14 protein-coding genes are annotated in these 24,985 nt (G+C 73.1%); 7 read left to right on the forward strand and 7 right to left on the reverse strand.

The window, feature by feature from the left end:
• The first annotated feature begins 371 nt into the window (after nt 1-371).
• Nucleotides 372-1,070: a TetR/AcrR family transcriptional regulator gene (locus J2S55_RS38810; RefSeq protein WP_306871504.1), complete on the forward strand. Its 699-nt coding sequence runs from the start codon at nt 372-374 to the stop codon at nt 1,068-1,070.
• Nucleotides 1,067-3,316: a glycoside hydrolase family 3 C-terminal domain-containing protein gene (locus J2S55_RS38815; RefSeq protein WP_306871507.1), complete on the forward strand. Its 2,250-nt coding sequence runs from the start codon at nt 1,067-1,069 to the stop codon at nt 3,314-3,316. The genes J2S55_RS38810 and J2S55_RS38815 overlap by 4 nt, the downstream gene beginning before the upstream one ends.
• A gap of 50 nt (nt 3,317-3,366) precedes the next feature.
• On the opposite strand, the gene manA is transcribed toward J2S55_RS38815, so the two are convergent.
• From manA to J2S55_RS38850, 7 genes are all read right to left on the reverse strand, one after another.
• A complete protein-coding gene (manA, locus tag J2S55_RS38820) occupies nt 3,367-4,557 on the reverse strand; it encodes a mannose-6-phosphate isomerase, class I (protein ID WP_306871509.1) in 1,191 nt (396 codons plus the stop codon).
• Nucleotides 4,554-5,495, reverse strand: a complete 942-nt coding sequence (locus J2S55_RS38825) for an ROK family protein (RefSeq protein ID WP_306871511.1) — start codon at nt 5,493-5,495, stop codon at nt 4,554-4,556. Before J2S55_RS38825 ends, manA begins: the two co-directional genes overlap by 4 nt.
• 12 nt (nt 5,496-5,507) lie before the next feature.
• The gene (locus J2S55_RS38830) at nt 5,508-6,293 is read right to left on the reverse strand and encodes a DUF7158 domain-containing protein (RefSeq protein ID WP_306871514.1); all 786 of its coding nucleotides are present in this window, start codon (nt 6,291-6,293) and stop codon (nt 5,508-5,510) included.
• Nucleotides 6,290-10,516 (reverse strand): glycoside hydrolase family 38 N-terminal domain-containing protein, encoded by a 4,227-nt coding sequence (locus J2S55_RS38835; protein WP_306871516.1) that lies wholly within the window; start codon nt 10,514-10,516, stop codon nt 6,290-6,292. The genes J2S55_RS38830 and J2S55_RS38835 overlap by 4 nt, the downstream gene beginning before the upstream one ends.
• 99 nt (nt 10,517-10,615) lie before the next feature.
• Nucleotides 10,616-13,129, reverse strand: coding sequence for an endo-beta-N-acetylglucosaminidase (locus tag J2S55_RS38840; protein WP_306871518.1), 2,514 nt, complete (start codon nt 13,127-13,129; stop codon nt 10,616-10,618).
• A 10-nt stretch (nt 13,130-13,139) separates the two neighbouring features.
• Nucleotides 13,140-14,360 carry a glycoside hydrolase 5 family protein gene (locus J2S55_RS38845; RefSeq protein ID WP_306871519.1) on the reverse strand — a complete coding sequence of 407 codons (1,221 nt, stop codon included), beginning with the start codon at nt 14,358-14,360 and terminating at the stop codon, nt 13,140-13,142.
• Nucleotides 14,361-14,406: 46 nt separating this feature from the next.
• Complete coding sequence (locus J2S55_RS38850; protein WP_306871521.1) at nt 14,407-15,438, reverse strand: LacI family DNA-binding transcriptional regulator; 1,032 nt, start codon at nt 15,436-15,438, stop codon at nt 14,407-14,409.
• Nucleotides 15,439-15,536: 98 nt separating this feature from the next.
• On the opposite strand from J2S55_RS38850, the gene J2S55_RS38855 reads away from it, so the two are divergent.
• From J2S55_RS38855 to J2S55_RS38875, 5 genes are all read left to right on the forward strand, one after another.
• Nucleotides 15,537-16,817, forward strand: a complete 1,281-nt coding sequence (locus tag J2S55_RS38855; protein ID WP_306871523.1) for an ABC transporter substrate-binding protein — start codon at nt 15,537-15,539, stop codon at nt 16,815-16,817.
• Nucleotides 16,814-17,713, forward strand: a complete 900-nt coding sequence (locus tag J2S55_RS38860) for a carbohydrate ABC transporter permease (protein ID WP_306871526.1) — start codon at nt 16,814-16,816, stop codon at nt 17,711-17,713. The genes J2S55_RS38855 and J2S55_RS38860 overlap by 4 nt, the downstream gene beginning before the upstream one ends.
• Before the next feature lies 1 nt (nt 17,714).
• A complete protein-coding gene (locus J2S55_RS38865) occupies nt 17,715-18,671 on the forward strand; it encodes a carbohydrate ABC transporter permease (protein ID WP_306871529.1) in 957 nt (318 codons plus the stop codon).
• A 30-nt stretch (nt 18,672-18,701) separates the two neighbouring features.
• Complete coding sequence (locus J2S55_RS38870; RefSeq protein ID WP_306871532.1) at nt 18,702-21,713, forward strand: alpha-mannosidase; 3,012 nt, start codon at nt 18,702-18,704, stop codon at nt 21,711-21,713.
• 194 nt (nt 21,714-21,907) lie between these two features.
• A complete protein-coding gene (locus tag J2S55_RS38875; RefSeq protein WP_306871535.1) occupies nt 21,908-24,946 on the forward strand; it encodes a Tn3 family transposase in 3,039 nt (1,012 codons plus the stop codon).
• Nucleotides 24,947-24,985 lie beyond the last annotated feature (39 nt).

The raw sequence follows: 24,985 nt of genomic DNA on the forward strand, positions 1-24,985 counted from the left end.
CCCGATCACCGCGTCCGCGCGCACGGCCGCGACCGGAGCCAGGCCGCCGCCGCGCCCGCTACAGCCGCAGGGCGCTGAGCATGGTCCTGCGGTCCAGGGCATGGTTGAGTGCCTGGCGGACCCAGGGGTCGCGCAGGGCCGGGGTGATCTTGCCGCCGCGGTCGAACAGCAAGAGGCCCTGGAAATCGAAAGGGGGGATCCGCTGGGAATGTCGGGGAGCATACACACGGAACTAACCACGTGGTAGGTTTTGCTGAGCCGGAACTTACCACGTGGTAGGTTCTGCCTCCCCGGAGGCGGGGTGGCGACGCCGTACCGTGGACAACGGCCCTGATCGGGGCGCCCCGAGCCGCACCCCAGGAGAGACGTACGTGAGCGACCAGACCCAGGCCCCAGCCGTGCGGCCGTCGAAGGGCGAGCGCACGCGCGCCCGCATCCTCGACGCCGCGGCAGAGCTGTTCTCCGCCTCCGGATTCCACGCCGTCTCGCTGCGCGACATCGCCACACACGCCGGTCTCACGCACGCGGGGCTGCTCCACCACTTCCCCGGCAAGGAGTCGCTGCTCATCGAGGTGCTGAGCCACCGCGACCGGGAGGACGCCAAGGTGCTGTTCCAGGCCGATCCCGGGACCAGCCCGGAGGACTTCCTGGGGCGGGTGGTGAGCATCGTCCACCGCAACATGCGGACCCCCGGCCTGGTCGGCCTGTACGCCAAGATCTCGACCGAGGCGACCGACCCCGCCCACCCCGCGCACGGTTACTTCGTCGAGCGCTACCGGGTCATGCGCGGCCAGATCGGCGCGGCCTTCGCGGCGCTGGCCGCCCGCACCGACCCCCCGGCCGGCTACGACCCGGACCTAGCCGCCCAGATGCTCCTCGCCGTGATGGACGGGCTGCAGACCCAGTGGCTGCTCGACCCCGGCGCGGTCGACATGCACGCGGCGGTGGTGGCCTTCTTCGCCCGGCTCGACCTGGACCTCAGCGGCGCGCCACCCCACTCCGACCACCGCTCCGGCCCCGCCCCGGAGCCCTCCCCCGCATCCATCCCGAACCCAGGGGCCGCCACATGAACCTCCGTGAACCCAACGACCTCACCCTCGTCGAGAAGGCGTCGCTGACCTCCGGGAGCAGCACCTGGCAGACCACCGCGATCGGCGGGCGGGTCCGTGCGGTCACCCTGACCGACGGCCCGCACGGCATCCGGCGGCAGGACCCCGCGGCGGGCGACGCGCTCGGGCTGGGCCGCAGCCTTCCCGCCACGTGCTTCCCGCCGGCCGTCGCCCTCGGCTCGTCCTGGGATCCGGAACTGGCGCGGCGGGTGGGCGCGGCCCTGGCCAGGGAGGCGTCCGCGCTGGGTGCCGACGTCGTGCTGGGCCCCGGCGTGAACATCAAGCGCTCACCGCTGTGCGGCCGCAACTTCGAGTATTTCTCCGAGGACCCGCTGGTCAGCGGGGTGATGGGCGCGGCCGTGGTCACCGGGATCCAGTCGTCGGGGCTCGGGGCGTGCGTCAAGCACTTCGCGGTCAACAACCAGGAGACGGACCGGATGCGGGTGAGCGCCGACGTCGACGAGCAGACGTTGCGCGAGATCTACCTGCCCGCCTTCGAACGGATCGTGCGCGAGGCCGCGCCGTACGCCGTGATGTCGGCCTACAACAAGATCAACGGAGTCTACGCCAGTGAGAACCGCTGGCTGCTCACCGAGGTGCTGCGGGAGGAATGGGGCTTCGACGGCCTGGTGGTGTCCGACTGGGGCGCCGTCAACGACCGGGTCGCGGCCCTGGCCGCCGGCCTCGACCTGGAGATGCCGCCGACCGGCACCGACGAGCGGATCGTCGCGGCGGTCCGCGCCGGGCACCTGGAGGAGTCGGCGGTCACCGCGGCGGCCGAGCGTGTCATCCGGCTGGGGCACCGGGTCGAGGGCGCGCGGCGCTTCGACGGCTGGGACGTGGACGCCCATCACGAGCTGTGCCGTGAGGCCGCCCGGGCCGGGACCGTCCTGCTGAAGAACGACGGTGACCTGCTGCCGCTGGACCCGGCCGCCTCCCAGCGGATCGCCGTCATCGGCGAGTTCGCGCGCACCCCCCGATACCAGGGCCACGGCAGCTCGCACGTCGTGCCCACCCGCCTGGACACTCCCTGGGACGCGCTGCGCGCCGCCGCCGGCCCCGGCACCACGCTCTCCTTCGCCCCGGGCTTCACCCTGGACGGGGCACCGGACGCCGCCCTGGTGGCGGAGGCCGTGGCGGCCACGGCCCAGGCCGATACGGCGCTGGTGTTCCTCGGCCTGCCGGCGGCGGCCGAGTCCGAGGGCTTCGACCGGACCACGCTCGAACTTTCGGCCGACCAGATCGCCCTGCTGCGCGCGGTGTCGGCGGCCTGCTCCCGGGTCGCGGTGGTGCTGGCCAACGGCGGCGTCGTCACGGTGGCGCGGTGGCAGGACGCGGTGCCCGCGATCCTGGAGGGCTGGCTGCCCGGCCAGGCCGCCGGGTCCGCTCTGGCCGACCTGATCTTCGGGCTGCACAGCCCGGGCGGGCGGCTCACCGAGACCATCCCGCTCAGCCTCGCCGACACCCCCGCCCACCTGCACTTCCCCGGCCAGGACGGGCACGTGGTCTACGGCGAGGGCCGCTACGTCGGATACCGCCACTACGACACGCTCGACGTCCCCGTGGCCTACCCCTTCGGCCACGGCCTGAGCTACACCCGCTTCTCCTACACCGACCTCGACGTGACCTCGACCGGCGACAACGCCTGGACGGTGCGGGCCACCGTCACCAACACCGGCGGCAGGTTCGCCCACGAGGTGGTGCAGCTCTACGTGGCCTTCGCCGAGGAGACCCCCTCCCGGCCCAGGCACGAGCTGCGCGGGTTCGCCAGAGCCGGGCTGGAGCCCGGCGAGTCGCGCCGGATCTCCTTCGAGCTGACCGGCCGGGACGTCGCCCGCTGGTCGCCCTCCCGGCACGGCTGGCGGATCGACCCGGGGCGCTTCACCGTCGAGGTGGGGGCCTCCTCGCGCGACATCCGCCTGCGCGCCGAGGTGTCCACTCCCGGGGACGGGCTGGTCGACGAGCTCGGGCCGATGTCCACGCTGGGCGAGTGGCTGGACCACCCCGTCGGCGCCAGGGTGCTCGGCGAGCGGATCCAGCGGATGGCCGGCCTGTCCGCGCTGTCCGCCGGCGACTCGATGCTGCTCGCCCTGGCCCGCGGCGTCCCGCTGGCGAAGTTCGCCACCTTCGGCATCGGCGTCACCCCGGAGGTCGTCGCCGAGCTGGTCGCCGAGGCCCGCAGCGCGCCCCCGTCGAAGGCTCCCTGAGCACCCTGCGCGAGGGCGTGCGCGCCCCCGGACCGATGGAGCTGCTGAGGTCAGGCGGGCGGGGCGGGGGCGGACTGGTAGAGCTCGCCGCGGCCGGCGAGGGGGAGGGTGGGGACGCCGGCGGGGACGAAGGCGGCGGTGCCGGCGGTGAGGGTCAGGGCATGCTCGCCCCGGCCGGCGGTGATGGCGCCGGACACGCAGAGGAGGACGCGGGGACCGTCCGAGACCAGCTCGGCCCGCGGGGTCTCCAAGGTCAGGGTCGCGCGGGTCAGCTCGAACTCGCGGACCGGGGGCGACCAGCGGACGACGCCGGGGGCGACCGGCTCCGGGGAGATGACCGGCGTCTCCAGGGGTTCGAAGCGGACCACCCGGAGGAGCTCGGGGACGTCCACGCGCTTGGGGGTGAGGCCGCCGCGCAGCACGTTGTCGCCGGAGGCCATCACCTCGACCCCCACGCCGCGCAGGTAGGCGTGCGGGTTCCCGGCGGGCATCCAGATGGCCTGGCCAGGCACGAGCCGTACGTGATTGAGCAGGAGGGAGACGATCACACCCGCGTCACCGGGGTAGTGGACGGCCAGGCGGGCGGCGACCTCGTAGGCCGGGTCCACGTCGCCGAGCTTGGCGCACGCGGCCGCGACCTCGGCGACCAGGGCGGCGCGGGCCGCCGGGGAGAGGGTCAGGGCCGCGGTGAACGCCTCGCGCAGGCCCTCGGGGCCGCGCAGGAGGGCGGCGACGGGCCGCAGCGCGGGGACGTCGATCCGGTCGAGCAGGTCCGCCGCCGCCTCGGGGGCGCGGAAGCCGCACAGCGCCTCGAAGTCCCCCATGGCCAGGAGCAGCTCGGGCTTGTGGTGGGGGTCGCGGTAGTTGCGCAGCTCCGGGGGCAGTCCTGCCGCCTCCTCGGCCGCGAAGGCCGCGCGCGCGTGCCCCGCGTCCGGGTGGGCCTGCAGCGACAGCGGCTCCTCGGCCGCCAGCAGCTTCATCAGGTACGGCAGGCGCGGCCCGAACTCGGCGGCGACGGCGGGCCCCAGGACGCCCCGGGGATCAGCGGCGACGATCTCGTCCAGCGGCCGGCCGCCGATCCGGGACGGGGCACCGGGGTGCGCGCCCAGCCACAGCTCGGCCTCGGGTTCCGGGCTCGGCACGGGGCGGCCCTGGATCCCGGCGATCGCGCTGCGGGATCCCCAGGCGTATGTGCGCACGGTCCCGTCGAGCCGGTAGGCCCCGGGCGGCAGGGCGCTCACGCCACCGCTCCCGCCGCCGGGACGGGCCGCCGGGTCAGCGCGGCGGCCCCGACCAGCCCGGCGTCGCCGCCGAGCGCGGACGGGCGGAGCCGTACGCGCCGCAGGAAGTCCAGCCCGGCCAGCCGTTCGGACCAGGTGCGCAGCGGGGCGAACAGCACGTCCCCGGAGCGGGCGACGCCACCCCCGACCACGACGAGGTCGAGGTCGACGACGGCCGCGGTGGACAGCAGCGCCCCGGCCAGGGCGCGGGCGGCGCGGTCGAACGCGTCGGTGGCGACCGGCAGGCCCTCGCGGGCGTCGGCGGCCAGCACGGCGGCGTCGGCCTCCGGCTCCCCGGCCCGCCACCCCTGACCGCGCGCCCAGCGCACCATGCCCGGCCCGGAGGCGTACGTCTCGACGCAGCCGCGCGAGCCGCACGCGCACGGCTCGCCCCCGGGATCGACGATCATGTGGCCGACGTGCCCGGAGTTCCCCGAGGGCCCGAACCGGGGCGCGCCGTCCAGCACCAGGCCGCCGCCGACGCCCGTGGAGACGACCACGCCGAGCAGCGCACGAGACCCGGCGCCGGCCCCGGCGAAGTGCTCGCCGAGCGCGAAGCAGTGCCCGTCCCCGGCCAGCACCACGGGCCGGTCGAGCGACTCGGCGAGCCGGTCCACGAGCGGGAACGCGCGCCAGGCGGGGATGTTGACCGGGCTCACGGTGCCGGCGCGCGGGTCCAGCGGACCGGCCGAGCCGACGCCGAGCGGCGCCTTCCGCGCGATGTCCCCGGCGGTGGCCACGACGCGCGCGGCGAGCCGCGCCACCGTCCGGAACACCTCCTCGGGGTCGTCGGTGCGCGGCGTGGGACGGGTCCAGCGGTGCGAGACGGCGCCGCGGGGATCGACGAGCGCGGCGGCGATCTTGGTGCCGCCGATGTCGACGGCCAGGGCATGGGTCACGGGGGTTCTCCGTCAGTGGCGGTGGTGGTTGTCGGGCTGGGCGGGGTCACCGGGGTGCTCCAGTCCCGGCACCAGCCGCAGCCGGTGAGCGCGCGCGTGGTCGAGCCACCGCACGAACGCCAGCCGGCGCGCGGCGTCGAGGAGGCCGTCCGCAGGGCCGGGCGGGTCCGGCTCCGGCCCGCGGCGGGCGAGGAGGGTGGCGGTCCAGGGACCGGCCGTCACGGTCTGGCCCGGTACGGCGGAGCCCAGCGCCCCGGCCAGGTCCGCCGGCAGCGAACCCGGCTCGGCGTCGAACTCGCCGCCCGGCGTGCGCAGCCGCCAGACCGGCCCGGCGGGCGGCCGCGCGGTGGACTCCCGGTAGGCGGCCGCCTCCGCCGGGGCGACGGCGACGCCGGCGGTGACGGCCTCGTACACGGCGCGGACGGCCGCGCTGCCCTCGTACGCCGCCGCGGCGATGGAGCCCAGCTCGACGGCGGCCCGCTGGTCGAGCCGGACCGGCGGGGCGTCCCCGGGGTCGAGCCCGCGCGCGGCGGCCTCGGCGGCGCACAGCTCCTCGGTCAGCACGACCTGGGCCACCCAGCGCGTGAGCTGCCGGTCCTCGGCCGTGCCCGGCGCGGGGAGCGCCGTGGACCGGGGCCCGGCCCGCAGGGCGCCGAGCCGCCGGTCCAGCTCGGCGCGTGGGAGGGGGGCGCCGTCGAGCCAGCCGAGCACCGGACCCACGCCGGGCGCGGCCGGCTCCCCGGTGACGGGTGCGTACCCGGGGACCGGATGCCCGTGCCCGTGGTGACCGCCCGTCACGGGGCCACCACCAGCTCGACGGTCGGGGCGTACTGGCAGCGGCCGTACCACATGACCTTGACCAGGGCCCAGGAGGAGCCGGGGGCGGCGTCGCGCGGCGCGGCCACCTCGAACTCGGCGGTGGCGCTCTCCCCCGCCGCGAGGGCGAACCCGCGGACCGGGTCGGCGACCAGGTCCCAGGTGCCCCAGGGCGAGACGAGCTGCAGCTCGCCGCGGATCTCGCCGCGGGTGCGGTTGCGCAGCGTGAGCCCCAGCACGGCCCGGCCGCCGGGGGCGACGCGCACCGACCGCGCGGTCACCTCCACCGACAGGCCGGTGTCGCGGCCGGGGTTGTCCTTGCTGCCCTGCGCGGCCGCCCAGTCCTCGGGGACGTCGCCGGGCACGGGCAGCACGCCGGGCAGGTCGCCGACCGCGATCGTGACCACGTCCTCGACGGTCTGGCCGGCGTGCTCGAGCCGGGCGGCGGCGAAGTACATCCCCGGCTCCACGCCCTCCGGCGGGGTGACCGTCACCGGGAACCGCAGGTGCCCGCCCGCCGCCAGCCGGTACGGCCGCCGCGTCAGGCTCGCCGTCCAGCCCTCGGGGGCGAGGATCTCCACGGCCCCCTCCACGTCGGCGTCGAGCAGGTGCGAGGAGAGCACCACCGACACCTCGGCCGGCTCCCCACCGGTCCGCACGAGCCCCGGTGCGGCCGCGACGCTCACCGGCAGATACCCCATCGGCGCCGGCCCCCGGTTGTGCAGCCAGTACCGCGAGTGCACCGGCTGCGCCGCCTCGGCCGCCGGCCCCAGCACCGCCCCGCCGTGCGGCGGCACGCCCGCGGCGGCGGCGTCGTACGACGGCAGGCCGGGTACGGCGATCACGGTGGCGACCTCGGCGCCGGTCAGCGCGATGGCGCCCGGGACGGGTCCGCCCCGGCGTTCGAGCAGGTCGGCGCGGTAGGCCTCGGTGAGGGCGAGCGCGCCGGAGAGGGTGGCGTCGCGGCCGTGGCCGGTGGACTCCATCAGGCGGACGGTCACGCCGGACGCCGGGTCCGGAGCGGCGGCCGATCCGTGCGCGGTCGGGTTGCCGGCCGGCTTGAGGGTGCCGACCAGCACCTCGCGGGCGGGCTGGACCCGCAGGTACGACCGGGCCGGCGGCAGCGGGCCCGGGTGCGACTCGGCGACCACGGCGTACAGCGGGTGGTTGAACTCCTGCCCCTGGGCGGGCAGCGTCAGCGTGCGCCAGTCGCCCTCGCCGGAGACCAGCGCGTAGCGGAACTCGTGGGTCCAGTGCATGAGCTGGAAGCCCGCGCCGTCGGGCAGCGTACGGCGAGGCGGGTCGATCCACACACCGGACGGCCAGCCGGTGCACGAGCGCATCAGCGACAGGTGCAGCGTCCCGGCCGGATCGACGGCGAAGCCCGGCAGGCCGTAGGTGAGCAGCGCGACGGTGTGGTCGGTGAGCAGCTCGGACTCCGGGATCTCCCCCGGGCAGGCGACGCTCACGCGGGCGTCGGCGAGGTCGGCGGTCAGCGCCGCGGGGTCGGTGGTGACCAGGGCGGGCAGCGCGCGCAGGTCGCGCAGGTCGGCGTTGGGCCGCCAGACCTCGCGCAGCGGCCGCGCGGCCGGCACCCAGACGCGGCCGTCCCGCTCCAGGGTCTCGGCGTAGGCCGCCCCGGCGCTCTCCAGCAGCTCGCGCACCGCGTCGTTCTCCTCCGGCCCGCCGATCATGATCCGGAAGTCGGGGAGGTTGGAGTCCACGTCGAGCCAGCCGTACCGGGACCAGTCGGCGCTCGCCGTGGTCGCGGTGACCCCGGCCCGGACCAGCGCGACGAGCAGGTCGCGGACGCCGGCGGCGTCCTCCAGCGCGGGCACGACCACCTCGGCGACCCCGAGCGCCCGGTCCCCCGAGGAGCGGCCGTCGGGGCCGGTGAGCGTGACGCGGGCGGTGGAGCCCAGGCCGAACCAGGTGTTGGCGGGGTTGTCGAGGGTCCACGGCGCCTCGGCGGCGTCCACGTCGGGCAGGGCGAACCCGCGCCCGACCACGGCCCCGGCCACCTCGCTCACCGGGAGCGCGCCGGGGAGGTCGGCGGGGAAGCTCAGCCGCAGCAGCCGGTCCGCCCCGCTGTAGTCGAGGACGCGGGTGCCGAGGTCCACCCGGTCCACGCCGTCCCAGAGCGTGACGGTCTGTTCGTAGCCGATGCCGTCCACCGTCCCGGTGATCACCAGACGCTCGCCGAGCGGGCAGGTCTCGCGGCGCACCCGGGCCGCGCCCTGCGCCGCGCCGACGACCGGGCCCTTGGGCACCAGGTGCCAGGGGCCCTCGCCGAAGTCGGGGTGGGCCGGATACTCCTCGTAGACGCGCAGCTCGTTGCCGACGCATCCCTCCCGGATCAGCTCGCGCCCCGCCTTCTTGTCGAAAACCCCGGACAGGCCGCCGCCGCGCTCGGGGTCGGCGGTGACGCGGTAGCGGGCGTTCTCGACCGTCACGCCGACGGCGGGAGTCCACGCGGGTCCCGCGCCCGACGGGCCGGGCAGCAGCCGCCAGGTGCGCCAGCCGGTGGCGGGCACGTCCTCGGCCAGGAACCGCAGGGTCCCCCGGTCGACGACGCACGGCACCTCCGCGCCGGCGTCGTCGAGCACCCGGCCGCCGTCGAGCCCGGCGGGCAGCCGTACGGCCACCGGCGCCGACCGGTCGAAGGACAGCGTGTTCGCGACGACGACCGCGACGCCCTCGCCGGTGGTGTCCACCCGGGCGACGAGCGACCCGAGCGAGGCGTCCAGTACGGCGGCCGCCAGGTCGTACGCCTCGCGCCAGCCGGACAGCAGGTCCAGGTAGACCTGGTCGGACTCGCTCCCGGTGATCGCGTCGTGGTGCGCGCCGTACGCGAGCTGCCGCCAGGCCTTGTCCAGGGCGGCCTCGGGGTAGCTCCCGAGCCCTTCGAGCGCGGCGAGGGTGGCGAGCTTCTCCGCGTCCACGGCGGCCACCTCGCCCGCCCGCTGCGCCTGCTTGGTGTCGATGTAGGAGACGTCCTTGCCCGTGTAGATCGGGTTCATGTCCCGGGTCTGCGGGCTGGGCCGCCGCCCGGAGGCCGCCAGCTCGGCCCGGACCGCGTCGAGGAAGTCGCGCGGGGTGGCGCAGACGAAGCGCGGCCAGACGTAGCGGGCGTTCCAGGAGCGGTGGATCTCGGTGACCCATTTGTTCGGCGGGGTGTAGTCGGTGCCCACGGGCAGCAGCAGGTTCCTCGTCGCCCCGACCGGCTTGAGCTTGCGGTACAGCTCGTACACGGCCTTCTCGGCGGTGGCCAGGTCGGCGGAGGAGTCCATCCACCAGCCCGCCGAGTAGTGGTGCGGCATGAAGTGCGTCAGCACCCCGAGCCCCGAGGGGGAGATCCACTCGAACTCGCTCGGGAACTGCATGACCGTCGCGTCGTCCTTGGCCTCGCGGAAGTTCTTCTGGATCGGCCCCCACTGGTGGAACGGCCCGCGCGCCCAGGCGCTCCCGGTCAGCCCGGCCGCCGCGAGGTATCCGGGGAACTGCGGGTCGTGCCCGAACGCGTCGAGCTGCCACGCCGTCGCCGGCTCCCCGCCCAGGATGTCGCGCTGGTAGCCGATGCCGTACACGATGTTCCGGATCGTGGTCTCGGCCCCGGTCAGGTTGGTGTTGGGCTCGTTGTAGGTCCCGCCGACCAGCTCGACCTGCCCGCGCTCCATCAGCAGCCGCAGGTCGGCGCGGCGCTCGGGGTGCACGTCGAAGTACGGCTTGAGATAGTCGATCTCGGCCAGCACGAACTTGTAGACCGGGTCGCGCAGCGCCAGGTCCAGATGCGCGTCCACCAGCGCGAAGCCGTTGCGCTCCCACAGCGGCCGGGTGGTGGCGTCCCCGGACAGCAGTTCCCAGGGCGAGGTGTACGCCGCCTGTGTGTTCCACCACACCGGGTCGTAGTGGAAGTGCGAGACCATGAACATCGTCCAGCCGGGCTCGGCCACGACGACCACGCCTTCGGCGCGCGCGTCGCCCGCCGTCACCACGACCGGCAGTTCGGCCCCCGGGACCGGGTCGGCGATCTCCAGCGGGACCTCGACCTCGCCGGAGCCCTCGGCCTCGCCCGCCACGCCGGGGCCGGTGACGGCGACCCGCGCGGGCGGGCCGTCGAGCGTCACGCGCAGCACCTGGCGCGGGGCGTCCTCGGTGCCCGCGAACAGGTCCGTGGACTCCACGGAGACGATGGTGACTGACACGGGATTCCTCTCTGCGGGTCGGTGACCCACGTGGTCGGCGGCCGGCCGCGCCGCCGGGTTCCCGGCGGCGCGACCGGCCTGGTGGGGCACGTTACCGCGCTACTTCCCCCACGCCTCGAACTCGTAGATCCGGGCGGCGGGGTCGGTGTTCTGGGTCGGTCTGGTGATGGACAGCCTGACGTGGCGGGCGGTGAGGGTGACCGGGTGGGTGGTGGTGGCCGCGGTGTTGCCGGTGACGGTCACCGCGGTCCTCCACTCCTCCGAGGCGGCGGAGCGCACCTGGACCGTGAAGTCCCGGGTGTTGAACGCCGCGCTCTCCCCGCCGGCCTGCGCGTGCCGGACCACGAACCGGGTCAGGGAGCGGGCCTCGCCGAGGTCCACCTCCAGCCATCTGTCCGCGGTGAGCGTGCACCACTTGTCGGAGTTCCCGCCGGTGACGCTGCCGTTCACGGCCTTGGCCGGGCCCTCGTCCGCGTTGCACTGCCCGGAGGCGGTCGCCGGACGGCCGAGCGCGCGGTTCTCCTCCCCCGGCTCACCCGACCAGGCGACCGTCGCGGTCGCGGCGGCCGACCGGCCGTACTCGGTGGAGACGGCCTCGACCTCGATCGTCGTGCTGGTCTCCGCGCCGGCCCGGTCGAGCTGCGGCACGAAGTAGGCGTCGTTCGGGGTCGCGCCCAGGTACGTCCGGGAGCTGTCGGCGTTGCGGCGGTAGAGGTCGTAGTGGTGGACCTGGCCGGATCCGGAGCCGGCGGCGGTCCAGGCCAGGCGGAGCGACTTGCGCGAGGGGGACACGTCGGTCGCGCCGAGCACCTGGAGGCCGGAGGGCGCGGCGGGCGCGTCCACGGCTCCGTCGTACACGGCGAGCTGCCCGACCCGGATGTCGTACGAGGCGGCGGAGCCCTCGGCGCGCAGGCCGAGCTGGGCGATGGTCCTGCCGGCGTGCGCCGACAGCTCCAGCGTCTTCCGCTCCCAGCCGGTGCCGCCCGTGGACCCCAGGTCGAACGTGGTGAAGGTGTCCGGCGCGTCGGTGAACGCGACGGCCGCCTTCAGGCGGGTCGGGCCCGCGGCGGGCGTCTTGACCACGACGGACAGCTTGGTGTCGGCCGTCACCGGCAGCTTCGTCTGGTAGAGCCGCACGGTGTTGGCCGCGTCGAGGTTCCCGGTGAGCCGCAGCGAGGAGCCGCCCTCGTACGCGTCGCCGTAGTCGATGGACGGCGTGAGCCGGGTCCCGGTGGAGCTCACCATCCACCGGTAGGTGGGGGGTACGTCCTGCACCGACAGGTTGTTCCAGCCGCCGGTGCGCACGCGGGCCCCGCCGACGTTGTAGAAGTCGCCGTGCCCGGTGTTGAACCCGGTGACGAACGGCTTCGCGGTCACGGCCGTGGACTCGGCGACGTAGTGCGCCAGGCCCTTCCAGGACGAGGAGGTCGCGGTGTCGGACGGGTCGGCGTTCGCGCCCACCCAGTATCGGGAGTCGCGGGTGCGGAAGTCGGCCGGCCCCGAGGAGGACTTCCAGGTCCACTCGGGCCGGTAGATGCCCAGCGAGGTGACGTGCGGCTGACCGGCGGGGAACACCGCGTCCCAGCTCACCCCGGTGTTGTAGCCGTTCGCCTCGGTGTCGATGCCCGCGTACAGCTCGTGCTCGTCCCGGCCGAGGGAGCGGGCCAGGTCGCGCGACGACCGCAGGTCGCCCGCGCCCCAGCCGAAGTCCAGGAACATCGAGTCGGACACCCGGGCGGGGTCGCTCAGGAAGGCGTCGTTCGCCGTGGTGAGCGCGTCCTGCCAGCTCACCGAGCCGCTCTCGGTCATCGCGTCGTACCACATGAACTCGGTCTGACCCTTGGCCCGGGCGTACTTCATCAGCGAGCGGATCTCGGTCGCCAGGGCGGCGTCGCCGCCCGCGGTCTCCTGGTTGATGAACCAGCCGTCGAACCCGTAGTGCTGGGCCACCTGCACCAGTTTGTCAGCGACCGGGTAGTTCGAGCCGGACTTCTGCGCGAAGTCGCGCACCCACTGGATCTGCCCGCCGTACGCCGTGGGCGGGAAGAAGACCGTGCCGTAGACCTTGACCCCGTTGCGGTGCGCGGCGTCGATCACCGTCGCGTTGGGGGCGAGGATGAGGCCCTCGCTCGCCGAACCGCCCCAGAAGACCAGGGTGTCGATGTACTGCCAGTAGGTGAAGGCGTAGTAGTTGGGGTCGAGGGAGCCCTGCGACGGGTTGCCGGAGGTGGGCCCGAACGACACCAGCGAGGCGACCTTGCCCTCGCCGGCGCGCGCGTTCGGGTTGGCCTTGAGCGCGGGGTCGGAGGCGCGGGACCGCAGCGGCACCCGTGAACGGTTGAACCGCGCGTCCGGATCCGTCGCCGGGTCCCAGTTCAGGATCGTGTTCGGGTGCCAGTAGGAGGCGTAGGGCTGGCCGCCCGCCGCCCGCACCGCCGCGCGGCCCGACCGGTCCGGCGCCGCCGGGGTGGACGGAGCGGACGGGGCGGCCGAGGGGGACGGGCCGGCGGGTGAGGAGGTGGGCGGGGATGTGGGGCCGGCCAGGGCGGGCTGGACGGCGAGGGCCGTGGCGATCAGGGCCCCGCACAGGGCGGGTAACACGCGGCGTCGCATCTGGGCTCTCTCATTCGTGAGTGAGGACGGTGTCGATCCCCCGAGTCGTGAGGTGGCCCGGGTCGGCGGCGCGGTCGCCGGCGACGATGGCCACTGGTCCGGTCTGGCGCAGCCGGACCCATTCGGTGTGGAAGGCGCTGCCGGGCGCGACCTCGGCCCGGCGGCCGGGCTCGGTCCGCAGGTCCACCTCGCACCGCAGGGCGGGGCGCCTCCCCTCGGTACGGCGGCGGCGCTCGCCGATGATCGCCGCCAGTTCCTTGGCCGCGGGCTTGGGGTGGTGGTCCACGGTGAACAGGCCCAGGTCGTACTCCCGCTCCGGGAAGTCGGTGAGGGAACGTTCCAGGTCGTGGGAGCACCACCAGGTGACGCCCCACAGGGCGGGGTTGGCGGTCACCGCGTCGAGCGTGCGGCGGACGAACTCGGCGGCGTGGGCCTCGGGCACGTCGGGCAGGGGCACGCCGATCTCCTGCAGCCAGACGGGCCGGGCCGGGTCGAGCGAGGTGGCCGCGGCCAGTTCGACGAGGTAGTCGGCGTGGCCGACGGTGGCCGGGCCGAGCGGGCCGTCGATCGCGGAGACGCCGTTGAACACCCAGGAGTGGACCGTGGTCAGGTCGCCGAGGTCCACGTTGTCGGCGGGATGGAACGGGTGTTCCGGGTCGTACCACGTGGCGTCGTACAGCGAGTGGAGGGCGAGCAGGCCGGGCGCGGCCGAGCGCACGACGTCGACCAGCTCGGCGGCCCAGGCCGTGGACGCCTCGGGCGTGGTGGGGTTGCTCGGGTAGAGGTTGTTGACCTCGTTGCCGAGCGTGACGGCGAACACGTTGTCGCGGGTGGCGACGGCGCGGGCGAGCCGGTCGGCGTACGCGGCGATGCCGTCGCGCACGTCGCGGTCGGTGAACAGGCTCCGCCGGTGCCAGGTGAGCACCCACGACGGCAGGAAGTCGAAGCTGGACAGGTGCCCCTGGAGCAGGTCCACCGCGACGGACAGGCCGAACTCGGCGGCGACGTCGATCAGCGCCAGCAGGTCGTCCACGCCGCGCTGCCGGATCATCGCCCGGTTGGGCTGGATCCACGGCCAGATCGGGAACACGCGCACGTGGTCCAGGCCGATCGAGGCCAGGTCCTCGAAGTCGCGGCGGACCTCGTCGAGCGAGAGGTCCAGCCAACTGTGGAACCAGCCGGCCGAGGGCACGTAGTTGGCGCCGTAGCGGATGGGGTCGGACAGGGGCACGCGTCCTCCGGGGGTCGAACGATCTCCCGGCGGAGCCTAAAGCGTTTTAGTCCTCCTGCCAAGTCCCGGGCGGCGCGGTGCTCTCCCGGACCACCAGCCGGGGAGTCGCCGTCTTGACGTCCCGGCGCAGCCCCGGTTCGGCGATGACCTCCAGCATCACCTCGGCGAGCTGCTTGCCGAAGGCGAAGGTGTCGCGGGAGAGCGCGCTGATCGCGGGGTGCGCGATCCGGGTCAGCACCGAGTCGTCGAAGGCCACGATGGACAGCTCGTTCGGCACCTTCACCCCCATCTCCCCCGCCACGCCCAGCCCGGCCAGCGCCATCACGTCGCTGTCGTAGACGATGGCCGTCGGCCGGCGGGGGCGGGACAGCAGCGCGCGGGTCGCGGCGGCGCCCTCGGAGTCGCTGAAGTCGGTGTGCACCGACACCGCCTCCTCCAGGCCGAGCCGCCCGGCGCGGTCGCGCAGCGCGCGCGTGCGCCGCTGGGTGTGCCGGAACTCCGGCAGGCCCGCGACGTGGGCGACCCTGCCGTGGCCGAGCGCGGCCAGGTAGTCCACGACCGACAGCATCGCCCCGCGGTCGTCGGCCCACACGCTGGACAGGCTCCCGTGCTTGCCGGGACCGCCCAGGATCACCGCGGGCACCCCCAGCTCCTCCAGCACCTCGATGCGCGGGTCGCGGACCTTGAGGTCCACCATGACGAACCCGTCCACCCGGTGCGCGGAGGCCCAGTCGCGGTAGACCTCCATCTCGGCCTCGACGTCCTCGACGATCAGCAGGTGCAGCGCCGCCGACTGCGCCGACAGCCCCGCCTGCAGCCCGGACAGCAACTGGGCGAAGAACGGCTCCACGCCGAGGGTGCTGGCGGGCCGGGCGATGACCAGGCCCACGGCCTCCGCGCGGGCCCCGCCCAGGGCCCGCGCGGCGCTGTGCGGACGCCAGTTCATCTCCTTCGCGACCTGCAGGATTCGCGCGCGGGTGGCCTCGCCGACCCCCGGGCGTCCGTTGAGCGCGAAGGACACCGCGCCCTTCGAAACCCCGACCCGCTCCGCGATGTCGGTGATCGTCGGTCGGCGCACCACTGCTCCTTCACGAGTTCATCTCAGCTATTGACACATGAGTCTAGCCGGGGGAATAGTCCCGCAACTAGAGCGATTTAGTACTCAAGGAGAGCGCCATGCGTAGGTACTGGACGGGACTGGCGGCGGCCACCGTCATGGTCGTCTCGGGCTGCGGGCTCGGCGGGGCCGACCCGCAGCAGGCCCCCGCCCCGACCGCGGCGGCCACGGGTGAGGTGAAGGGCACGGTCACGCTGCAGACCTGGGCCCTGAAGCCCAAGTTCACGACGTACATGGAGGGCGTCATCGGCGCCTTCGAGAAGAAGTACCCGGGCACGAAGGTCCAGTGGCTCGACCAGCCCGCCGACGCCTACTCCGACAAGGTCCTCAGCCAGGCCGCGGGCGGCACCCTGCCCGACGTCGTCAACCTGCCCCCCGACTTCGCCCGCCCGCTGGTCAAGCAGGACATGCTGCTCGACGTCGCCCAGGTGGACTCCAAGCTGGCCGACGAGTACGTCGCGGGCGGCCTCGACGCGTACCGGTTCCGCGGCCACCAGGGCACCTACGGCTACCCGTGGTACCTCAACACCGACGTCAACTACTGGAACTCCGAGTTGATGACGGAGTACGGACTGGACCCGAAGAAGCCGCCGACGTCCTTCGACGAGCTGGTCGAGCAGGCCCGGATCATGAAGGAGAAGTCGGGCGGCAAGGTCCTGCTGATGAGCCGCCGCCCCGAGGTCGGGGACCTGAAGGAAGCGGGGGTCAAGCTCCTGTCCGACGACGGCACGAAATTCGTGTTCAACACTCCCGAGGCCGCCGCGGTGATCGACAAATACCGCGCCGCCTTCAAGGAGGGGCTGATGCCGCGTGACGTGCTGACCGACACGTACGCCGGCAACGCCAAGCTGTTCAACGAGGGCGCGGTGGCCTGGACCACCGGCGGCGGCAACCACATCACGAGCGTGGCCAACGAGAACCCCTCGCTCGCCCCCAAGATCGTGGCCTCCTCCGACTTCGGCATCCCGCCGCTGTACGTCCAGGGCCTGTCGATCTCGAAGAAGACCAAGAACCCGCCGGCCGCGATCGCGCTGGCCCGCTGGGTGACCAGCCCGGAGAACCAGGCGGCGTTCGCCCACCTGGTGAGCATCTTCCCGAGCACGAAGGCCTCGGCGGACGACCCGTTCTTCAGCAAGAGCGACGGCACCAACGCCGGGGACGCCAAGGTCATCGCCTTCAACTCCCTGGCCAAGGCGGAGGTCCTCCAGCCCTTCGAGGTCACCGACGCGATGAGCAAGTTCATCCGGCAGCAGGTCGCGGCGGCCCTCAACGGTGAGATCTCCTCCAAGGAGGCCCTCGACGCCGCGGTCGCCAAGTGCAACGAGCTGCTCAACCAGTGACGTCTCCCGCACTGACCCGCCCGGGGCGGCTGCGCCATCTGTTCACACCTTGGGCGCTGGTGGCGCCCGCCGCGCTGTGGCTGCTCGTGTTCAACGCCTGGCCGTCGATCAACACGATCGTCCTGGCGTTCACGAACGCGAAGCCGCTGGGCGGCGGGCACTTCACCGGCCTGGACAACTTCGCCCGGGTGCTGAGCGACGCCCAGCTCGCCGACGCGCTGCTCAACAGCATCGTGTTCATGCTGGTCTGCCTGCCGCTGCTCACGGTCCTGCCGCTGCTGCTGGCGATCCTGGTCGAGAAGAAGATCCCGGGCATCGCGTTCTTCCGCACGGCCTTCTACACGCCGGTCGTCGCCTCCGCCGTGGTGGTCGCGCTGATCTGGAGCTGGGTGCTGAACGACCGGGGCCTGGTCAACGGGTTCGCGCAGTGGCTCGGCGTCATCGCCGAACCGATCCCGTTCCTCACCGAGCGCTGGCTGCTGGTGTTCAGCGCCATCTCCCTGACCGTGTGGAAGGGACTCGGCTACTACATGATCATCTATCTGTCGGCGCTCGGGAACGTGCGGCGGGAGCTGCACGAGGCCGCGGCCGTGGACGGGGCCGGGCCGATCCGCCGGTTCTGGAGCGTGACGGTCCCCGGCGTGCGGAACACGATGCTGCTGGTCTCGGTGATGGTGGCGGTCTCGGCGCTGCGCGTGTTCTCGGAGCTGTTCGTCCTCTCGAACGGCACCGGTGGCCCCGGCGGACGCGCCCAGTCCGTCGTGATGCTCATCCAGATGTACAGCCGCGGCTTCTACGGCCACTTCGGCTACGCGTCGGCGCTCAGCATCGTGCTGCTCGTCATCACGATCGGCCCGATGCTCCTGCTGCTCCGGCTCAACAGGAAGGCTGGCTGACATGCCCGACGTCACAGCACGCGCCGAACCCGGGCACCACGCCGTACCGGAGGAGAGGCCGCGGCCGGAGCCGGGCCCGGGGCGGAGCAGGCACGCGGGCCGTACGCGGCGGCGAGGGCGGGGCGGCTTCGGCGCGGCGGGACCGGGCGAGCTGGTCCTGCGCTACACGCTGCTGGTGCTGGTGCTCCTGCTGCTGATCTCGCCGTTCCTGTGGCAGCTGTCCACCTCGCTGAAGAGCCTGCACGAGGACATCTACACCGAAACCCCGAGCTTCCTGCCGCAGCAGCCCACGCTGGACAACTACACCCAGGTCACCGAGACCATCCCCGTATGGTCGTACGCGCTCAACTCGCTGATCGTGGCCGTCATCGTGGTCCTGGGCAACGCCGTGGGCGCGACCCTCGCGGGCTACGCGCTGGCCCGGCTGAGGTTCCGGGGCGCGAAGCTGCTGCTGGTGGGGTTCCTGTCCACCCTGGTGCTACCCGGCGAGGTGACGATCATCTCGCAGTACATCACCGTGCGCGGGCTCGGCCTGGCGGACACACTGCTGGGCGTCGCGCTGCCCGGCGCGATCGGCATGCTCAACGTGCTGCTGATGCGCACCGCGTTCATGGCCATTCCGCAGGAGATGGACGAGGCCGCGGTCATCGACGGCGCGACCCCTTGGCAGCGGCTGATCCGCATCGGCCTGCCGAACGTACGGGGCATGCTGAGCGTGATCACGATCTTCGCGTTCATCGGCGCCTGGGACGACTTCCTGTGGCCGCTCATCGTCCTCAACGACCCGGAGAACTTCACGCTCACCGTGGGCCTGCAGTACCTCAACGGGACGTTCACCAACAACCCCCGGCTGCCGGCGGCCGGGACCATGATCTCCTTTATCCCCATCGTGATCCTTTTCGCGTCGCTGCAGCGGTTCTTCTTCCGCGGCGTCGAAGAGGGCGCTATCAAGGGCTGAACCGGTTTCCAGAACGAGGAGTCTCTCCCCATGCATGACGACCGCGAGCTGGTCGAAGCCCGACTCAAGCGAGTGCTCGACGAGCGGATCCGCCCCGCGGTGTACCCCGCGTCCGTACCGCTGGACGTGGCCGTGTGGCACGCGCCCGGCGAGCCCGTGCCGGTGGCCGAGGGTCTGGCGGCCTCCCCCTCACCGATCGCGGTCGGTGACGTGTGGGGCGCGCCGTGGGGCACGAGCTGGTTCACGGTCACCGGCACGGTGCCCGCCGACTGGGCGGGCCGGACCGTGGAGGCCATCCTCGACCTGGGCTTCGACGAGAACATGCCGGGCTTCCAGTGCGAGGGCCTGGTCTACCGGCCCGACGGCAGCCCGGTGAAGGGCCTCAACCCGCGCAACCAGTGGGTGCGCGTCGGCGCGCCGGTCCAGGGTGGCGAGGAGGTGCGGCTGCACGTCGAGGCGGCCTCCAACCCGGTCATCCTCGACTACCACCCCTTCCTGCCCACGAAGCTCGGGGACAAGGAGACGGCCGGGAGCGAGCCGCAGTACCGGCTGGCCCGCATGGACCTGGCGATCTTCGACGAGGCCGTCTGGCAGCTCGTGATCGACCTGGAGGTGCTCGGCGAGCTGATGGCGGAGCTGCCCGTGGACGGCGCCCGCCGCTGGGAGCTGCTGCGCGCCGTCGAGCGGGCCCTCGACACGATCGACCTGCAGGACGTCAACGGCACGGCCGCCGCCGCCCGCGCCGAGCTGGCCGGGGTGCTGACCACGCCGGCCGCGCCCTCGGCCCACCGGATCAGCGCGGTCGGGCACGCCCACATCGACTCGGCCTGGCTGTGGCCGCTGCGCGAGACCGTGCGCAAGGTCGCCCGCACCACCTCCAACATGACCGCGCTGCTGGAGGACGAGCCGGAGTTCGTCTTCGCCATGTCCCAGGCGCAGCAGTGGGCGTGGATCAAGGAGCACCGGCCGGAGGTCTGGGCCCGGGTCGTCAAGGCCGTGGCCGAGGGACGGTTCGTCCCCACCGGTGGCATGTGGGTGGAGTCGGACACGAACATGCCCGGCTCGGAGGCCATGGCCCGGCAGTTCGTGCACGGCAAGCGCTTCTTCCTCGACGAGTTCGGCGTCGAGAACGAGGAGGCGTGGCTGCCCGACACGTTCGGCTTCGCCGCCGGGCTCCCGCAGATCATCAAGGCGGCCGGAGCCAAGCGGCTGCTCACTCAGAAGATCTCCTGGAGCCAGATCAACAAGTTCCCCCACCACACGTTCCTGTGGGAGGGCATCGACGGCACCCGGATCTTCACCCACTTCCCGCCGGTGGACACCTACAACTGCTCGATGAAGGGCAGCGAGATCGCCCACGCGGCGCGCAACTTCAAGGACAAGGGCGTGGCCCGGCACTCGCTGGCCCCCACCGGCTGGGGCGACGGGGGCGGCGGCACCACCCGCGAGATGGTCGCCAAGGCGGCCCGCCTGCGGGACCTGGAGGGGTCGGCCGCCGTCGTCTGGGAGACACCCGCCGAGTTCTTCGCCAAGGCCGAGGCGGAGTACCCCGCCCCACCGGTCTGGGTCGGCGAGCTGTACCTGGAGCTGCACCGCGCCACGCTCACCAGCCAGGCCAAGACCAAGCAGGGCAACCGCCGCAGCGAGTCGCTGCTGCGCGAGGCCGAGCTGTGGGCGGCCACCGCCGCCGTGCGCACCGGGTCCGAGTATCCCCACGAGCGGCTCGACCGGATCTGGAAGACCGTGCTGCTCCACCAGTTCCACGACATCCTGCCCGGCTCGTCCATCGCCTGGGTGCACCGCGAGGCCGAGAAGACGTACGCCGCCGTGGCCGCGGAGCTGAACGAGATCATCGACGGCGCGCAGCGGACCCTGGCGGGGAAGCCCGGCTCCGGCGAGCTGGTCTTCAACGCGGCGCCGCACACCCGCAACGGCGTCCCGGCCGGCGGCGCGGCCGCGGCCCCCGCCCCCGCCGCCGCCGAACTCCGCACGCGCGGCGAGGGCGGGTACGTCCTGAACGACGGCCTGCTCCGGGTGGAGATCGACGGCCGCGGCCTGGTCGTCTCGGCCTACGACCTGCGGGCGGGGCGGGAGACGGTCGCGCCGGGGCAGGTCGCCAACCTGCTGCAGATCCACCCCGACTTCCCCAACATGTGGGACGCCTGGGACGTGGACCAGTTCTACCGGAACACGGTGACCGACCTGGTGGACGCCGACGAGGTCGCGCCGGGCGAGGAGCCGGGCTCGGTCCGCGTGGTGCGCTCGTTCGGCACGTCACGGGTCACGCAGGCCCTCACCGTGGAGGCCGGGCGGCTCGACATCCGCACCGAGGTGGACTGGCACGAGACCGAGAAGTTCCTCAAGCTGGCCTTCCCGCTGGACGTGCACGCCGACCGGTACGCCTCCGAGAGCCAGTACGGCCACGCCTTCCGCGCCACCCACACCAACACAAGCTGGGAGGCCGCCAAGTTCGAGGCGTGCAACCACAAGTTCGTGCACGTGGAGGAGCCGGGCTGGGGCGTGGCGCTGGTCACCGACTCCACCTACGGCCACGACCTGACCCGCACCGTGCGGGCGTCCGACTCGGGCACGACCACCACGCTGCGGGTGTCGCTGCTGCGGGCGCCGCGGTTCCCCGACCCCGAGACCGACCAGGGCCTGCACCGGTTCCGGCACGCGCTGGTGCCGGGCGCGGCGATCGGCGACGCGGTGCGCGAGGGCTGGTCCCTCAACCTGCCCGAGCGGCGGGTCCCGGGTGACGTCGAGGTCGCGCCGCTGGTCACCGTGGACGACGACGCGGTCGTGGTGACCGCGGTGAAGCTGGCCGACGACGGGAGCGGGGACGTCGTCGTCCGCTTCCACGAGTCCCGGGGAGGCCGGGCCCGCGCCTGCGTCTCCACCGGCTTCACCGCCACCGGTGTCGCCGTGACCGACCTGCTGGAGCGCCCGCTCGCCGACGCGGCCGCGCCGGAGCTGACCGACGGGTCGGTGGCGGTGTCGCTGCGCCCGTTCGAGCTGGTCACGCTGCGGTTCAGCCGCTGAGCGCGCGCCCTCGGCGTACCGCCCGGGCGGTACGCCGAGGGCCGCCCCCGCCCGGACGCCGGGGGCGAGCCGCCGCAGGTCGTCCAGGCCTCCGGGGAGGATCGGACCGGATTTTGGCGCTAGAAAGACGATCTTGACGACGATTCGGTGACGACGGCTGTTTGCCCTGGTTGAGCGCCCTAGCGTGCCTGCTCATGCCTGTGGATTTCCTCTCGAATGAGCAAGTAGCCCGTTATCGCCGGTTCCGGCCTGAGGTGTCGGTGGCCGAGCTCGAGCAGTTCTTCCGGCTGGATGCCAAGGCGCTGGAGGCGCTGGCGGGTAAGCGCCGCCCGGCGACGAAGCTAGGGTGGGCGGTGCAGTGGGGCACCGTGCGGATGCTCGGCACCTTCCTGACCGAAGATCCCCTGGACGTGCCCGGGGAGGTGCTGGCGTTCGTCGCCGAGCAGCTCGACGTCGACCCGGCGTGCGCGCCGGAGTACCTGACCCGGCCGAAGACCGCATATGAGCATGCCTGGGAGATCCGGGACCTGCTGGAGCTGTCGGAGTTCTCCAAACGGGAGCAGGAGGTCCGCGACTACCTGGCCGCCCGGGTGTGGTCGACGGTCGAAGGGCCGCGAGCGTTGTTCGACCGCGCCGTGGTGCACATGCTGCGCGAGGGCATTCTGCTGCCCGCGGGGATCACCACGCTGACCCGGCTGATCAGCGAGGTTCGCCGGGCTGAGCACGCCCGGTTGTATCGCACGCTGGCCGAGCGCGCCGGCCCGGAGCTGCGGGTGAGGCTGGCCGAGCTGCTGCAGGTGCCTGCCGATCGGCGGGTCTCGGAGCTGGAGCGGCTGCGCACCGCGCCGACGCGGGCTTCGGGCCGGGTGATGGTGGCGGAGTTGCACCGGGTGGCCGAGATCGGCGGGCTGGGCGCTGGGGCAGTGCGGGTGGAGCCGGTGCCGGCGGTGAAGCTGTCGGCGCTGGCCCGGTATGGGCTGGTTTCCAAGGCGCCGACGTTGCGGGATCTGGAAGGCGATCGGCAGGCGGCCACGCTGCTGGCCACCGTGCGGCACCTGGAGACCTCGTCGGTCGACGACGCCCTGGACGTGCTGGACCTGCTGATCACCTCGAACCTGCTGGCCAGGGCAGAGCGGGCGGGTAAGGCCGAGCAACTGCGCACGTTCCCGAAGCTGCGCAAGGCAGCGCGGACGATGGCCTCGGCGGTGGAGGTGCTGATGTCGGCGCCGGAGGCGACCGAGGATCGGCTGGTGTCGCTGGTGGAGGTGTGGAAGGCGATCGAGGAGGTGGTGCCGCGCGAGAAGCTGGCCTCGGCGGTGGAGACGGTCGCGGCCTTCGTGCCCACGACCGACGATGACGCGGCCGCCGAATGGCGGGCCGAGCTGGTCAAGCGTTACCGCACGGTGCAGGGCTTCATCGAGCTGCTGCTGGAGGTGATCCGGTTCCGCGCGGTGGAGGCCGGCACCGCGGTGCTGGCGATGGTGCGCGCCGCGGCGGCGATGGCCAAGAGCCGCCGCCGCTACGGTCCCGGCGACATCACCGCGCACGAGACGCTGATCACTGGGTCGTGGCGGCCGCTGGTCTACCGCAACCCCGACGTCGCGGAGGGGCAGATCGACAAGGCCGCGTTCGTGCTGTGCGCGATCATGCACCTGCACCACGCGCTGCGCCGGCGCGATGTGTTCGCCGAAGGGTCCGAGCGGTGGAGCGATCCGCGCGCCCGGCTGCTGGACGGGGCGGCGTGGCAGGAGGCGCGGCCGCGCATCCTCACCTCGCTGGAGCTGGAGGTCGAACCGGCCGGGCATCTGGCCGAGCTCGCCGGCGCGCTGGAGGGCGCGTATGCGCGGGTGCTGGACGGGCTCGGCGCCAACACCGCGGTGCAGTTCGTCGGCGGCCGTCTGCAGTTGGAGAAGCTCGGCGCGGCCGAGGAGCCGCCGCTGATGAAGGAGCTGCGCTCCCTGGTCGATGACATGCTGCCCCGGCTGGACTTCCCCGAATTGCTGCTGGAGGTCTTCGACCGCACCGGGCTGCCGTCGGACTTCATCCACATCTCCGGCGCCGATCCATCGATGGAGGACTTCGGCGTCAGCCTGGCTGCGCTGATCGTGGCCGAGGCGTGCAACGTCGGCCTGGTGCCGATCGAGAAACCGAACGTGCCCGCGCTGACCCGGGCCCGGCTGCTGCAGGTGGATCAGGGTTACCTGCGCGGCGCGACGATCGCGGCGGCCAATGCCCGCCTGATCGCCGCCCAGGCGGAGCTGGACATCGTCGCCTGCTGGGGCGGCGGGCACATCGCTTCGGCCGACGGGCTGCGCTTCGTGGTGCCGGTGCAGAACTTGCACACCGGCCACAACCCCGCCTACTGGGGCAGGCAGCGCGGCGCGACCTGGCTGAACGTGGTCAACGACCAGGTGATGGGTATCGGCGGGCTGGTGGTGCCCGGCACCCTGCGCGACTCGCTGTTCATCCTGGACGCCATCCACAACCTCGACGGCGGGCCCAAGCCGGAGACGGTGGTCACCGACACCGCCAGCTACTCCGACATCGTCTCGGGACTGTTCGCGATCTGCGGCTACCAGTTCTCCCCGCGCATCGCCGACCTGGCCGACACCCGGCTGTGGCGCACCAACACCCGGGCCGTCTACGGGCCGCTGGAGCACATGTCCCGCCACACCGTCCGGCTGGACAAGATCCGCGCGCACTGGGGCGACATGCTCCGGGTGGCCGGCTCGCTGACGATGGGCACGGTGCGCGCCTACGACCTGATCCGGATGCTGTCGGCCGATGGCCGCACCACCGGCTTGGGCGAGGCGTTCGCGCACTACGGTCGGATTTTCAAGACGCTGCACCTGCTGCAGTTCATCGCCGACGAAGGCTACCGCCGCATGATCGGCACCCAGCTCAACGTCCAGGAAGCGCGCCACCGTCTCGCCCGGAAGATCGCCTTTGGCAACCGGGGGCAGTTGCGCCAGCGCTACCGCGAGGGCCTGGAGGATCAGCTGGGCAGTCTGGGGTTGGCGTTGAACGCGGTCATCTGGTGGAACAGCCTGTATCTGGACGCGGCCGTCAAGCATCTGCGCGCCCAGGGCTTTCCTGTCACGGACGAGATGTGCGCGCACTTGTCGCCGATCCAGTACGAGCACATCAACTTCCTGGGCCGTTACGCCTTTTCTCACGCGGACGTGGCCGGCGGCCTGCGCCCCTTCCATGACGGCGGTCACGAGCGGAGCTGACCCGGGTCGACATCGACGTGCGGGGGCGGCGTGGACCCG

This window comes from Streptosporangium brasiliense (genome assembly GCF_030811595.1).
In the GTDB taxonomy this organism is placed as follows: domain Bacteria; phylum Actinomycetota; class Actinomycetes; order Streptosporangiales; family Streptosporangiaceae; genus Streptosporangium; species Streptosporangium brasiliense.

Coding starts and splice junctions, on each gene's coding strand:
- J2S55_RS38855 (WP_306871523.1), top strand. CDS start 15,537: ATGCGTAGGTACTGGACGGGACTGGCGGCGGCCACCGTCATGGTCGTC.
- J2S55_RS38865 (WP_306871529.1), top strand. CDS start 17,715: ATGCCCGACGTCACAGCACGCGCCGAACCCGGGCACCACGCCGTACCG.
- J2S55_RS38870 (WP_306871532.1), top strand. CDS start 18,702: ATGCATGACGACCGCGAGCTGGTCGAAGCCCGACTCAAGCGAGTGCTC.
- J2S55_RS38840 (WP_306871518.1), bottom strand. CDS start 13,129: ATGCGACGCCGCGTGTTACCCGCCCTGTGCGGGGCCCTGATCGCCACG.
- J2S55_RS38815 (WP_306871507.1), top strand. CDS start 1,067: ATGAACCTCCGTGAACCCAACGACCTCACCCTCGTCGAGAAGGCGTCG.
- J2S55_RS38875 (WP_306871535.1), top strand. CDS start 21,908: ATGCCTGTGGATTTCCTCTCGAATGAGCAAGTAGCCCGTTATCGCCGG.